Consider the following 14,004-nt stretch of genomic DNA (forward strand, 5'->3'; position numbering starts at 1 on the left):
ACCGTTGTGGTTAATTTTGACCAAACCAACAAACTTTATTATTAACTTTAAAACGATTTTGTACCATGAAAAAACACCGACTGAAAAACTATTTGAAACTCGGAATTCTGCTATTTGGAGTTCTTATTACAACTATAAGTTGTGATAAAGATGACACTATTGGCAATAACCAAGTTCCTGTATTAAGTAACAACACCAAATTCAAACTTCAAAGAATAACAAATCCACCTGTTTCTCAAAACAAAGAACTCTCGGAAAAACTCAGTTCGTTTAAATCTAAAAGTAACCTTAATGATTTAGATTACCAAGCAAGAGAAGTCTATAACGCTGAACTCGATTTTACCATAGATACTGACATCTCAAACTATATAGAATATGGTGCATATCATTCTTATACATTTCCAATTACTAGAATAGAAGATAACGGACTAGTAGAAAATCTATTATTGAGCCTACAAATTGACGGAACGTATAAGGCGTATCTAGTTACTTATGACCTCACGGAAGATGAAAAGCTACAAATACAAAATAACGAGAATATAGATTTATCAGATAAAACAACTTTTTCAACGTTACAAGACCAAGAATGGGCAAGCTCATTGTTTGCTCGTATTGGTGATAATGGCATCTGCCATGAATGGATTACCATTACACCAAGATGTACTTTTGACGGAGAACATTCAGCAGAAGATAGAGAAACTGGTAATAATGGTGGTTTTCAATGCGCAGCCAACTTTGTTGCAGAGCCATACACTATTTCCAGTTTTACAGAATGTCCCAAAAGTGGTGGTGGCGCATTTAACCCTACTGACCCAACAGGACCATTATATGATGATTATGGTAATCCTTACATTAATCTTGGAGGTGGAAATAATGATGGTTCAACTGGCTCAAATCCTAACTCGAATGACAATAATGATAATTCTAATGATGGCAATCAAGGTGAAAATACAGATTGTTTACAAACAGATGCAAATGGTAATTGCAATGGAGATATGACTGCTGTTATTATTCGTGGAAATGATGATAATGAACCTGATTGTGAAAATGAAATCTCAGGACTCTCAGAAATTGTAAATACACCTGAAATAAAAGCTGAGCTTAACCGTTTAAAATTTAATATGGGTTTTGCTACAGAAGAAGATGGTAAACGCTTTATATACACAGGTTCTAATATAAATGCCCCTTCAACCTATAACGATGCTAATTTTAATGAGCAATTAGCAATTGATTCTGATGGAAATAGTCTAGACTTCCCTGATTTACAAAACAATACATTAGTAGGTGCACATTTCCATCCTTTTGCTGATATTGATGGCGAACCTATACGCCAAGTACCTAGTGGTACAGATATTGCAGAGCATATAAATATGATTAAAAAAGTTTATGCTACTAATCCTAATGCAGCAAACCAAGTCACCAATTTTGTTATCTCTAAAGGTAATAGTGGACGTACTTACATCTTAAGAGCCAATAATGCCCAAAATATCGTAAATAATACTTTAGATTATACAAACGACGATAATCGTGATGATATTCGGGATAAAGTAGAAGAATTAATTAAACCTTTAAGATGGGATGCATTTAATGAACACGAAAAAGCATTTAACAGCTTCTTAACCGAAAATTTTCCTGACTTAGATGTATTAAAAGCCGAATATGATGCTAACGGAAACATAACTAAATTTTGTAAACTTAAAACACAACAATAAAATGAAACTATATATTTTAAACATACTACTTTTATTTTGTCTAATAGGATTTGGACAAACCATTAAACCTGTTGAATCAGAGGGAAATCAAGAAAATATTACCGTAAGGGGAGTCTATTTTAAAGACGTTAATAACGTGCTTGATAAATTTGTTGGTACTTGGAAATACGAAAACACACTAACAAATACAGTTTTCGAAATAACCTTTTCTAAAGTAATAAATCAAGAAAGAATTTTTGACAATTATGCTGACGAACTTTCAGCTCAGTTTAAATTAAGTATTAATGGTATAGAACAATACAATACTTATACGACATCTTGTGAAGATTGTTTTATAGCTTCTGGATTTAGAAGTTACGAAGAAGGCTTTGAAAATGATGAATTTGTTTATACAGAACCAAACTCTAATATGTATGTTGGTGCTATTGCAGAACCTAATATAGAACAATATGTTTTATCCTCTAGTTTAAAATTAGAATATCAGTTTTTCCTTGGTAATCCAGCTCAATTAATCTGGACAAATAAAGCTAGTCAAAAAAAGAGAATAGCTACAGGAGAGCATATGAATGTATATCAAATGCCAATGAATATGGTTTTAATTAAACAATAAAAAACTAACCACAACAATGTATATAAAAAATAGCAGTTAAGAGCTAAACCCAAAGTTATGTTCTTTTCTGCTTATTTTGTTTAAATCTGAAAATTAACTAATTTTTATCTGCTACTTCTCATATAGGGAGACGTTGTAGCCAATTTGAGAAAAATCGTGAATAAAATAATAAACATCTTGATTTTGACAATTGTCGTTCTGACTTTTGCTTCTTGCAACAAAACGAATGAGGATAAATTGAACGTTATTTTGAACTCGGAAAATATAGAAATACAAGTAAATGTTTACGGAGGTTTACCTGGATATTCTGAATATAATCTTTTTGTTAAAAAAAATGATTTTGAATCTTTAATTATTATTGACAAAGGAACTGACTATCAAACATTTGTTACAATTAGAGATGATAGAAAATTATTGAATGAGTTTTTTATGAAATCTGTGGAAACTAATAATCCTGAAAAACAATATAGAAGCTCTTGCATCGGACCAAATAATTACGAATATATTTTTAAAAGTGGAATGACCAAACTTAAAGTAAAACCAAGCAGAGAGTGCGACTCTATTTTTAGTATAATTATGAAAGAAAAATTTTGAATAAAAACTGGCTACAACAAAATACTGTGGTAAAAAACAAGTAAAAATGTATTAATTTTTCACTAAAGTACTTTTATAGTTTCCATCATATATTAACCCTGATTTAGCTAGTGCAAAAGCCTGTTTTAGTAGTTTATTACACACGGCAATTAATGCTAATTTTTTGCTCTTTCCTTTCGCTACTATTCGCTCATAAAGTTCCCGGCAAGCTTTGTTATATTTACACGCATTAAAACTGCACATAAATAATAAACTCCGAAGCTTTTGATTTCCCATTTTACTTATTCGTGGCCGCCCTTTTACACTACTTCCACTTTGCCGGATCATAGGTGTAAGGCCAGCGTAACTACAAAGTTCACTTGCGCTCGTAAAACGATCAAATCCACCTGTTAATACCACTAACATAATTGCTGTTTTTGGTCCTATACCTGGAATGGTTTTTAAACGGGTAAATAATTCTTGATGTGATTGTTTTACTAATATTAACAGCTTATCCTCCAAAGTTTTCATCTCTTTTGTTAGTTGTCTTAAACTACGTTTTAAAGACGTAACAACAAGCTTACTTGGATTTCCCAAAACCGCTTCTCCATGTAGTTTGTTTTTTAGCATAGTGCTTTGTTTTGTATATACAGAAAGGGTTCTGACGATTTGAAGACATTCTATTTCTTCCTTAGAATTTCCTTTCCATAGCTTTAATTCTACTTGCTCTGCGTAAGCACAAATAAGTTTTGAATCGCTCTTATCTGTCTTAACTTTTGATAGTCCCATCTGTATAAAGCGTTTTACTGACAATGGATTTTCAACCGATACTTTTATACCCGATTCTAGCAAATGATACGCTAACTGATAATGATAATAGCCTGTGGCTTCCATAACGCAATGGCTCTTATTATTTAAAAGTTTCGTAAACTTTTTAAAGCCAAATTCATTGTTTTTAAACTGATAGTAATGACCATCAGAATCTGTAACATCAAAAACCTTTTGGCTGATGTCAATTTATTCATCTTTTATTATTTTATTAATAGGAATTCATGATGTGCTTCGCAGTTCAAAATATTTAATATCTTTATTCATAAGTAAATGTTTTTTTGAAAGGACAATCTACGCGAGTTTCAACGACTTAAAATCGAGGTCTAAAAGCCTCATAGAACTGTACGAAATCTGTGTAGAAAAGAGAGGGGATTTTCAATGTTGACGAAGTCTAATGCTTCTGCGTGTATATTAACCTTACTCCTCTCTTTTGTTCTTTCTAATTTATCCTTAAATTTAATGAATTGTAAACTTAAGCCGTGTATAATTAATTGCTTTGTTCTTCCCTACTTGCGAATATTCTTGCGGAATATTCTATCTGTGATTTATTTGCTAAATTAGGTGCTTAACCACGCCACTAATCATACACGCAACTCTATAGAAAGACAGGACTCGTACGTGTAAGGGATCTCTAATCTAAAACACGTTATAGTTCTCCTCTTTTTCTAGTTAAAGATATTTAATAAAACTAAAGAAACTCGTTGTGTGCAAATTGGGGAATTTGGTAATTATACCAATTTTTGGTATATTTGATTTAAATTAGTAATCAAATGAATAAAAACACATCAATATCACTCGGAAATTATTTCGACCAATTTGTGCAAAGTAGCATAAGCGAAGGAAGATTTAAAAACGTTAGCGAAGTTATTCGTGCAGGATTAAGACTTTTAGAAGAAGAAGAAAGTAAAGTCATTGCATTGAAAAAAGCAATTCAAGAAGGAATTGACAGTGGAATAGCTCACGACTTTGACCAAAAAAAACATCTTGAATCTCTAAAAGCGAAAAAGCACTCAAATGGCTGAATATAAGTTGACCAATAAAGCTGTTGAGGATTTATCAAAGATTTGGGATTATACATTTGAGATTTGGTCGGAAAAACAAGCTGATAAATATTACGCTGATCTGATTTCTAATTGTCAAGAAATTGCAGAAAACCCAGACATAGGGAAATTCTACGATGGAATATCAAAGCAACTTCTCGGAATGAATACAAATCGACATATAATATTCTACAGAACTTTGAACGAAAATTATGTTGAAATAACGAGAATATTGCACGAAAGAATGTATTTAAAGAAGCGAATAGCTGAATAAAAACGACACCACAACAAAGTACTATAGCAAAAAACAAGTAAAAACTCATTAATTTTTTACAAAAGCACTTTTATAATTTCCATAATATATTAATCCCAATTTGGCTATAGCAAAAGCCTGTTTTAATAGTTTACTACCAGTCCGTTTATATTTATTAACTTTATCCCCAACTTATTAAACATATCATCATGTCTAATTAAGTTAATTTCAAGAACATGTATCAATTAAATTACCATTCTAAATCAAAATTAGGGCTAGAACTTGAAGATTTAGACAATATCCTTGCGAAAGCCAATATTGTAAACTCGGAAAGAAATATTACAGGCTGTCTTATTTACCATAATAAAAGTTTCGTTCAAATCCTTGAAGGACATAAAAACGATGTCCTACAAGTTTTTGAAAAAATTAAAAACGATCAACGCCATCATACAATAACTTTACTTTGGGAAAACAATGTCGAAGACCGATGTTTTTCAGAATGGAACATGGCTTACCACAAACCTAATAGTGAAAGTATCAAAGAATACATTAACAACTTATTACTACTTTCTATGCTTTCGGATAAATCTAAAGCCTCATTATTAAGTTTTTGGACCTCTGTAAGAAGAATTTTAAGTGACAAATAAATCAAACCATTCAATGGGTTTGATTTACTACATTCTACCTAACTTTCGTATTAATGTAAATTATCAACAAGTTCTTCAACTTTCATAGTTCCATTATTTTTTAATTGTGTGTGCCAGCTAAAGGCTTTTTCGAGAATATGTGGAGTTTGTCCGCCTAACGCATAAGCCTCTTCAAAATAGGCTAACAATTGATATTTATATTCTGGATGTACACAATTTTCAATAATAACTCGCGCTCTTTCAACAGGTGCCAAACCTCTAATATCTGCTAACCCTTGTTCAGTTACTAAAATATCAACGTCGTGCTCTGTATGGTCCGTATGAGAGACCATAGGAACAACATGAGATATACGACCTTCTTTAGAGATCGAAGGGCAAGCAAAAATACTTAGGTAACCATTTCTTGCAAAATCACCAGAACCTCCAATGCCATTCATCATTTTAGTACCAGCGATATGTGTAGAATTTACATTTCCGTATATATCTACTTCAATCGCTGTATTAATCCCAATTACCCCCAAACGACTAATAACTTCAGCTGCATTACTAATATTCTGTGGTCGTAATAGTAATTTTTCTTTATATTTTTCAAAATTACTGAAGATCTTATTTGAGCACGATTCGGTTACCGTAATTGATGAAGCTGACGCGAATAACAATTTACCAGAATCAAAAAGCTCGAATGTACTATCTTGAAGTACTTCAGAATACATTGTGAGATTTTTAAACTTACTATCAGTAAAACCCGATAGGATAGCATTAGCCGTCTTACCAATACCTGCCTGTAGAGGCAGCAATGATTCTGTGAGTCTCCCCGCTTCTACTTCATTTTCGAGAAACTTAAGAATATGATGAGAGATAGCCTTCGTTTTTTCATCGGGGTCAGCGATTACAGCAGGACTATCTGGCACTTCTGTAAAAACAATAGCTGCCACTTTATTTGGATCAATTTTTATATAAGGATCTCCTATTCTTTTATCGGAATTTAATACAGGAATAACCTCACGATTCGGTTGCTTTTTCAATAGCTTCACATCATGAATACCGGCAAGACTCTCTGGGAACGTCGTATTAATTTCAATGATAATCTGATCTGCATTATCTGCAAAAATGGGAGAATTCCCAACCGAAGTCGTAGGTACAATATAACCGTCTTCTGTAATAGACACGGCTTCAATAATAGCGATATCAATTTTAAATTTATCAATCTTTTGAAGCATATCTGCTGTTTGACCCAAATGTTGGTCGACATAAAGCACCTCATGACTATTAATACTTTTTCGCAATGTAGGATCTGCCTGAAACGGCATTCTTTTGTATAAGGCTCCATTTTTAGCTAAATCTGCATCTGTATCATACCCCAAAGAAGCTCCACTTAATACAGTAACTTTTAAATCCTCGTGCAATGCTCTTTTTGCAAATTGAGGGAGCACTGTTTTACTATCACCTGCCTTGGTAAAACCACTAACACCTAACACATCTTTATTTTTTATCAATAAAGCCGCCTGTTCTGGAGTTTGAATTTTATCTAAATAAGGGGAATATTTTATTCTTTGTTTATTATTGATCATTTTACAAAATTTTGCTAAAAAAATTACCTTTTATATTCTTATCGCTCATTTTATTATGTTTTTAATAAAACGAAGTTGCAATTTATAGAAGATATTTATTGTCTATTTATTGAAAAAAGACAATATTTTATTAATTTAGTGCAAATAAGTTCCTGTTTAGATATATTATGAATTCTAAGTATTATTTAACCGAAGTTGATAAGAATCCACAAAGCATATTTTGCTACCATAACTTAATGGGAGAAAAATTCATAGAAACGCATAGTCACGATAAAGGCCAATTTATATATGTTGAAGGTGGTGTGGTTCATATAAAAACCAATACTAGAATGTATTATCTACCAGCACGCCATTATATGTGGATTCCGTCTGGGGTAAGACACTCCATCTATCCTAGCTCTCCAAAAGTTGTAATGCGAAATCTTTATTTCCCAGTATCATCTATCTCCTCAGTATTTTATAGTAAAGAAGGTATTTACCCTATAAATAACTTACTTATGGAAATGTTACTTTTTACAAAAACTTGGAATGGTGATATTTTAAAATCGCAAAAAAACAAGCATCTCATTGTCAGTTCATTTAAGGTGCTTTTAGAGCAAACAGTTTCAAAATCCCTGCATTTAGAACTGCCTCACCCTACTGACAACCGATTAATTAATATTACGAATTATCTTAAAGATGAAATACACCAAGAACATTTATTGCCACAATTGGCTTCAAAATTTAGCATGACAGATAAATCCCTATACCGACTTTTTAAGAAAGATGTGGGCATGTCTTTTATTAAATATTATACGCAATTACGCATATTTAAGTCTTTAGAATATTTAATGAACTCCGATTATAATATATCTGAAATTGCCCATATGGTGGGCTATAGTAGTTTACCTACTTTTAGCAATACATTTAGTAACGTAATGGGGAAACGGCCTTCAGAATACAGAAAATCGAATGAAATTTATTTAGATGCTTAATCTAAATAAATCCTATTAATTCTTATACGTTCTCTTATTGAGTTAACTAAGAAGTATTCTTATTCTATCAACATTTTAAATTAGGTTTTAGATCGTTTTTAACGCTGAAAACGCCCAGAAACGTTCCCCTCTAAAATAGATATAACATCGTCTGCATTAGCATAATTAACATCACCTTCATACGTATGTTTTAATGCACAAGCCGCACTTGCAAATTGCATGGCTTTAAAATCATCGTATTGTTGTAAACCGTGAATTAAACCTGCGGCGAAAGCATCACCTGTGCCAATTCTATCTATAACATGAGTAATATCTAAATCTTCAGATTCTTTAAATTCAACACCATTCCACATTCTTGCTCTAATGCGATGCCATGATGAATTTAAAGAAGTTCTTATTTTATCGAACACCTTTTCAATAGATGGGAAAGTTTCCATCAATTGTTTACTCGCTTTTAAAAAATCTTCATTTGAATAGCTATAATCCGTATCTAAAACTTCATTAATTTCATTAATACCACCAATAAAAATATTAGAATAGTGCAGTAATTCTATTAAAGACGATTTAGCATCTTTTCCATATTGCCATAAACCATTACGGTATGTTGGATCCGCAGAAACGGTGATTCCCATTTCTTTAGCTAAAACAAGGCCTTCTTTTAAAGTATCAAAGGCACCTTGCGTTAATGCTGGAGTAATACCAGTCCAGTGCATCCAATTCGCTTTTTTTAACGCCTTTTCCCAATCTACCATCGAAGGAACTATTTCCGAAAAAGAAGAATGAGATCTATTATAGGAAATTTTACTAGGACGCATTACGGCACCTACTTCTAAAAAATAGACTCCTAATGGTCGTTTTGAATATTCTATTGAGGAGGTACTTACACCAAATTTTCTAATGTATGCTAAAGCTGTATCTCCAATAAAATCATCGGAAACAACACCTATATGTTTCACTTTACCACCAAAATTTGCTATAGAAATACCAACATTTAATTCTGTACCACCAAAATAGAATTCAGCGATATTAGATTGCATAAACTTTTTGTTACCTCTTGGTGAAATACGCATTAAAACTTCCCCGAATGTAATAATCTGATTCATATTAGTATGTTTTGACGTTCTCAAATAAATCTTTTAATTTACTAAAGATATGGCTAAAAATTATTTTGTGATAAAAGATACGGACTAAAACTTATTTGAATGAATTAATATTATACATTGTAAAAAATTTTACACACAGAAATTAAATATTTTAAATGGATTTCATTCCGATTGAAACTAAGCGTCTCATTTTAAGATCAATCACAGAAGCTGACACACTAGATTTTTATGAATTAGACTCTAACCCAGAAGTCCATCTCTTTCTTGGAAATGAACCTGTTGTAAAAATTGAAGAATCCCATTCCATGATTAACAAAATCTTGCAACAGTATAAAACTCATGGAGTAGGCCGTTTAGCCATTATAGAGAAATCAACAAACCATTTTGTAGGTTGGTCTGGTTTAAAATATGAGAAAGATTACAGAACTCAATTCAATTATTATGATTTAGGATCCAGAATTAAAGAACAATATTGGGGAAAAGGGTATGCAACGGAAGCCGCTATTTCTTCCTTAGAATACGGCTTTAAAACGTTAAAACTTGCAGAAATTGGTGCTGTTGCAAATATAAATAATAATGCATCTAACGTCATTTTAAAAAAAATAGGGATGCATCTTACCAGTACGTTTGAATATAACACTGAGGTATTAAATTGGTACATTATAAAAAACCCATATCTATAAAATATAATGAGCAAAAAATGCCATTATGAGCAGACTAGAAATACATTTTAAACTTAATTATTAGTATTTCTCACTAGTCTCATAATGACACTTCAATCAAATTAAACTTCGTATTAGTATTGTTTAAGCGGTTTATTATTGTTGTTGCAATTTAAAGTTAATCGGAATACTGTAAGGTACACTTACATTCATATCACGTTGTCTTCCTGGTTCCATTTTTGGTAATAAATTAATGATACGTTCTGCTTCTGTTTCTAAAAGTTGGTCTGGTCCTCTACTCTTAACTTTAGTAACATTTCCATTTTTATCAATTAAAAAGAACACATACACCTTACCATCAATATTAAGTTCTGCAGCCGCTTCGGGGTATCTAAAGTGTTTTTGCAGATGTTCTTGAATTTTTCGCTCAAAACACGCTCTTAATTCTTTATTGTTTCCTGTACAACCTGGGAATTGCGGCACCTTTTCAATCAATGCAAAAGGCACTTCAATATCTTCTTCTACTTCTTCTACAGCGACGTCTTCAATACCAACTTCACGCTCATCAATAGTATCGTCTTGCCCTATCTCTGTGCTTTGTATAACACTTTCTTCAACATCTTCAACATCTTCTACAATTGTAATAACTTCAGTGACTACTTGTTGTTGCGGAGGAGGAGGTGGTGGCAACATATTGATTACTGTGATCGGAATATCTTCATCAAATTGAGCCTCTAACATTAAGACGTCAATTTTAACGGCTTCTTTATCGTAAGTCTTATGTTCTAATCCTAAATACGTTAGGAGTAACATTACGTTTAAGCCAACAGCAAAAAATAAACTGCTGTTTCGACCTACATTTGCTTTTGGGTTTTTTTTGAGTTCCATGACGTTTAATTTTGTTATATAAAAGTAGGTATCATAAAGCTTAGAAATTATGACTTATATCATGTTTACCTTATTATCAACGTCTTAAGATTTATAAGTTATCTAATTGATTATCATTTCCGTTCTCACTAATTGTCCAAAAGAATCCAATAAAGAAGAATTGATCTGCAGCAGGAGTTAATGCTCTTCTATTAAATTGGCCATTTAAGTTTGGAGTGTCTGCGTACTGATAGCCATTTACATTTTTAATACCCAACACATTATTTACAGAGACATAAAGAATCTTTTGTTTATCTAACAAATAAGCCCAGTTTAAACTCAGATTACTAAATGGTTTTGTGCGTTCATTTAGAAAGTCATTTGTATTTGGATTGGTATATGGACGACCAGAAGAAAACCCATAATCAAATCCAACTTGACTTTTCCAGCTTTCTATCCAGTACTTTCCAACAATAGAAACATTATGATTGGTCGCATAACTTGGCTGTACAGCACTTGTATAATTTCTATAATCGCGTTCGGTATCTAAATAGGAATAACTGATCCAATAATCTATGTTTTTAATACTTGTGTTATCTCGCCAAAATAAATCGAGGCCTTGCGCATAACCATCACCTGTAGATTCAAAATTAGTCCCAAAGGTTTCAAACTCACCATCAAACTTTATCAGGTTATCATAATCTTTTCTATACGCTTCGGCTCTAAATATTTTTCCATCATTTACATATTGATAATTAACTATATAATGTGATGTTTTTTGCGCTTTTAAATCGTGTTCAAATTTTAAAATAGTACTATTTGGGTTTTGAAAAAAGTTGCCATAAGCCAAAGAAAACTGTCCATTTTTAGAATTTTTATAAGCTAATGCAGCTCTTGGTGCGATATCTGTTGCATTAAATATTGAACTATGGTCTGCTCTCACTCCAAATTTTAATGCCAAATCTTTAGAAAAAAGGACATCTGCTTCTGCAAATACTGCAGTTATATTATTATTAAAACCATAGGTTTCATTAATAGTATCTTCTTTATAATTCTCATCAAAATCGGTTACAAATTGTTCGACTCCAAAACTTAACTTGAGTCTGCTATTGAATCGTTTTTTTAATTTCAACTTTACATGTGCTGAATTTTCAGTATCATTAATCTGACTGGTTTGAACACCTATATTATTTTTAGCATAGGTATAACTCACACCTGAAGTTAAAGTCCAATTGCTTCCTAAACCACCTTTGTAAGATGTGTTGAGATAGAAATTATTGTTATTCAACTTAAAATCAATACCATCTTCATAATTGATATCTTCTTGATTCAATTCAAATTTTGTAGCATCAAAAGCGGCATAAAATTTCAACATGCCATTATTCAATTTTTGTCTAAAAACAATTTCACCTTGCGCACCAACGAAAGGAGTTTTCCATTCGTTTTTATCTTCAAAAATTGCTAGATAAGGTGCCAAATTAATATAGTTGGCGTTAAAACTTAAGGACGATTTTTTCCATTTCTGTGTATTTCCTAAACTAGCGCCGACACTCATAATACCAATATCAGTTTTCTCTTGGTCTGATTCGTCAATAGTATTTAAAAGCAGTATACTCGATAATGCTTGTCCGAATTCGGAAGAATAACCTCCAGTAGAAAACGTAATACCATCAAATAAAAATGGAGAGTACCGTCCGCGCGTCGGAATGTTATTAGTCGTTGGTGTGTAGGGAGTAAAAACACGAATACCATCGATAAAGATTTGTGTTTCATCTGCATTACCTCCGCGCACAAATAAACGTCCATCTTCTGCTACATTTGACGTTCCTGGCAAAGTCTGTAACGCGCCTACATAATCACCTAAAGCACTTGCCGTAGTAACCACATCTAAAGGTTTTAAAACAGAAACCTTAGAGTTATCACTCGCCTCAAATGTACCTGCGCTGATAATTACAGCATCTAAAGATTCTACATCTTCTCGCAATTTTATTTGAAGGTTCTGCAGTTTTGAAACATCCTCTACAATCGTTTTAGTTTCAAAAGACAAAAAGGAAATGATTAAGTTTTGTGTTCCTGTTTCAGCTGTTGAAAAAGCGAATTTTCCATGGTCATCTGAAGTAGCTCCATCATAAGTGCCCTCTAAATACACATTGGCACCAATAATAACCTCCCCTTTAGTATCTGTAATTTTTCCTGCAATAGTAGTTTGTGTAAAAGCAATTGTACTTATAAAGACCGTGATGATTGTGATTAGAGTTTTACTCACAATATTTCTATTCTTCTTTTTGTGTTCGTGAATCTCTGATTTCATGATGTGATTGGTGATTAAAGGTTCGTTTTTTGTTGATGAGACAAATTTGACCTATTTTTAAATCTGCATGAATTCTATTATACTGAACTGTATAATATCAATGACGAATTGAATATATTTGGTTCTATCCATAAAGCATCGTTACTAAAAACCAACAGACATGTTATCTCATACCGAAAAACTATTCAGCATTTTATTCTTTATAATTGTACTTATTGAACTTGTAACAGGAAGTGTAGCATCGCTAAACACAATACATTACATAGCAAAACCTGCTATTGTGATTAGTCTTAGTGTTTTGTTTTTAAAAACGTCTGAGTCACTGCCTAAAACGATAAAAAACTTAACGCTTTTAGCTTTGTTTTTTTCAGTTCTAGGAGATATATTACTGATGTTTGTAGATAAATCATCTCACTTTTTTACATTGGGATTGGTTGCTTTTTTAACAGCTCATGTGATGTATGTTTTTGTCTTTTTGAAACATAGAAACAAGCAAAAATCACCTTTAGGATTTATAGCAGTATTACTCGTTTATGCAGCGATCTTATTCTATTTTTTAAATGGAAATTTAGGAGATATGTTCATTCCTGTTGTCATTTATATGCTAGTTATATTAAGCATGGCCACTGCAGCTTATTTAAGAAAAGACAAGGTAAATATATTGAGTTATGGTCTCGTCTTTTTAGGAACTATATTATTTATGATTTCTGATAGTATTTTGGCACTTAATAAGTTCTATGCCTCTCTAAACTATTCTGATTATAGCATTATGATAACCTATGCTCTAGCCCAATATTTAATTGTGATTGGGATTTTAAAGCTCAAATATGAAGTGATTCTAAAATAACAG

General features: G+C 32.1%; 14 protein-coding genes. 9 read left to right on the forward strand and 5 right to left on the reverse strand.

The annotated features are described in order from the left end of the window. Positions 1 to 65: 65 nt before the first annotated feature. The 3 genes from ADIWIN_RS15695 (at position 66) to ADIWIN_RS15705 (ending at position 2,916) form a co-directional block, all read left to right on the forward strand. The gene (locus ADIWIN_RS15695) at positions 66 to 1,712 is read left to right on the forward strand and encodes a hypothetical protein (protein ID WP_020894503.1); all 1,647 of its coding nucleotides are present in this window, start codon (positions 66 to 68) and stop codon (positions 1,710 to 1,712) included. Position 1,713: 1 nt separating this feature from the next. Continuing rightward, the gene (locus ADIWIN_RS15700; protein ID WP_020894504.1) at positions 1,714 to 2,322 is read left to right on the forward strand and encodes a DUF6705 family protein; all 609 of its coding nucleotides are present in this window, start codon (positions 1,714 to 1,716) and stop codon (positions 2,320 to 2,322) included. A gap of 156 nt (positions 2,323 to 2,478) precedes the next feature. Continuing rightward, entirely contained in the window at positions 2,479 to 2,916 is a 438-nt protein-coding gene (locus ADIWIN_RS15705; protein WP_152487280.1) for a hypothetical protein, read from the forward strand. A 51-nt stretch (positions 2,917 to 2,967) separates the two neighbouring features. Here the strand turns inward: ADIWIN_RS15705 and ADIWIN_RS15710 are convergent, their stop codons facing one another. Further along, positions 2,968 to 3,912: an IS110 family RNA-guided transposase gene (locus tag ADIWIN_RS15710; protein WP_040757608.1), complete on the reverse strand. Its 945-nt coding sequence runs from the start codon at positions 3,910 to 3,912 to the stop codon at positions 2,968 to 2,970. Between the two features lie 584 nt (positions 3,913 to 4,496). Here ADIWIN_RS15710 and ADIWIN_RS15715 point away from each other — a divergent pair. The 3 genes from ADIWIN_RS15715 (at position 4,497) to ADIWIN_RS19750 (ending at position 5,666) form a co-directional block, all read left to right on the forward strand. Continuing rightward, entirely contained in the window at positions 4,497 to 4,748 is a 252-nt protein-coding gene (locus ADIWIN_RS15715) for a type II toxin-antitoxin system ParD family antitoxin (RefSeq protein ID WP_020894507.1), read from the forward strand. Then, on the forward strand, positions 4,741 to 5,040 hold the full coding sequence (locus tag ADIWIN_RS15720) for a type II toxin-antitoxin system RelE/ParE family toxin (RefSeq protein ID WP_040757609.1): 300 nt from the start codon (positions 4,741 to 4,743) through the stop codon (positions 5,038 to 5,040). Before ADIWIN_RS15715 ends, ADIWIN_RS15720 begins: the two co-directional genes overlap by 8 nt. 215 nt (positions 5,041 to 5,255) lie before the next feature. Beyond that, complete coding sequence (locus ADIWIN_RS19750; protein WP_020894508.1) at positions 5,256 to 5,666, forward strand: BLUF domain-containing protein; 411 nt, start codon at positions 5,256 to 5,258, stop codon at positions 5,664 to 5,666. A 50-nt stretch (positions 5,667 to 5,716) separates the two neighbouring features. Here ADIWIN_RS19750 and scpC read toward each other — a convergent pair whose 3' ends face one another. Continuing rightward, on the reverse strand, positions 5,717 to 7,237 hold the full coding sequence (gene scpC / locus ADIWIN_RS15730; RefSeq protein WP_020894509.1) for a succinyl-CoA:acetate CoA-transferase ScpC: 1,521 nt from the start codon (positions 7,235 to 7,237) through the stop codon (positions 5,717 to 5,719). A gap of 167 nt (positions 7,238 to 7,404) precedes the next feature. Here scpC and ADIWIN_RS15735 point away from each other — a divergent pair, with 167 nt between their 5' ends. Further along, positions 7,405 to 8,211: an AraC family transcriptional regulator gene (locus tag ADIWIN_RS15735; RefSeq protein WP_020894510.1), complete on the forward strand. Its 807-nt coding sequence runs from the start codon at positions 7,405 to 7,407 to the stop codon at positions 8,209 to 8,211. 98 nt (positions 8,212 to 8,309) lie between these two features. Here the strand turns inward: ADIWIN_RS15735 and ADIWIN_RS15740 are convergent, their stop codons facing one another. Further along, positions 8,310 to 9,314, reverse strand: a complete 1,005-nt coding sequence (locus ADIWIN_RS15740) for a sugar kinase (protein WP_020894511.1) — start codon at positions 9,312 to 9,314, stop codon at positions 8,310 to 8,312. Positions 9,315 to 9,469: 155 nt separating this feature from the next. Here ADIWIN_RS15740 and ADIWIN_RS15745 point away from each other — a divergent pair, with 155 nt between their 5' ends. Beyond that, on the forward strand, positions 9,470 to 9,997 hold the full coding sequence (locus ADIWIN_RS15745; RefSeq protein WP_020894512.1) for a GNAT family N-acetyltransferase: 528 nt from the start codon (positions 9,470 to 9,472) through the stop codon (positions 9,995 to 9,997). A 135-nt stretch (positions 9,998 to 10,132) separates the two neighbouring features. Here the strand turns inward: ADIWIN_RS15745 and ADIWIN_RS15750 are convergent, their stop codons facing one another. Both ADIWIN_RS15750 and ADIWIN_RS15755 read right to left on the reverse strand, forming a co-directional pair. Then, positions 10,133 to 10,864 carry an energy transducer TonB gene (locus ADIWIN_RS15750; RefSeq protein ID WP_020894513.1) on the reverse strand — a complete coding sequence of 244 codons (732 nt, stop codon included), beginning with the start codon at positions 10,862 to 10,864 and terminating at the stop codon, positions 10,133 to 10,135. A gap of 91 nt (positions 10,865 to 10,955) precedes the next feature. Beyond that, a complete protein-coding gene (locus ADIWIN_RS15755; RefSeq protein WP_020894514.1) occupies positions 10,956 to 13,154 on the reverse strand; it encodes a TonB-dependent receptor in 2,199 nt (732 codons plus the stop codon). Between the two features lie 160 nt (positions 13,155 to 13,314). Here ADIWIN_RS15755 and ADIWIN_RS15760 point away from each other — a divergent pair, with 160 nt between their 5' ends. After that, on the forward strand, positions 13,315 to 14,001 hold the full coding sequence (locus ADIWIN_RS15760) for a lysoplasmalogenase (protein ID WP_020894515.1): 687 nt from the start codon (positions 13,315 to 13,317) through the stop codon (positions 13,999 to 14,001). Positions 14,002 to 14,004: the final 3 nt, after the last annotated feature.

This window comes from Winogradskyella psychrotolerans RS-3, from assembly GCF_000427335.1.
GTDB lineage: Bacteria > Bacteroidota > Bacteroidia > Flavobacteriales > Flavobacteriaceae > Winogradskyella > Winogradskyella psychrotolerans.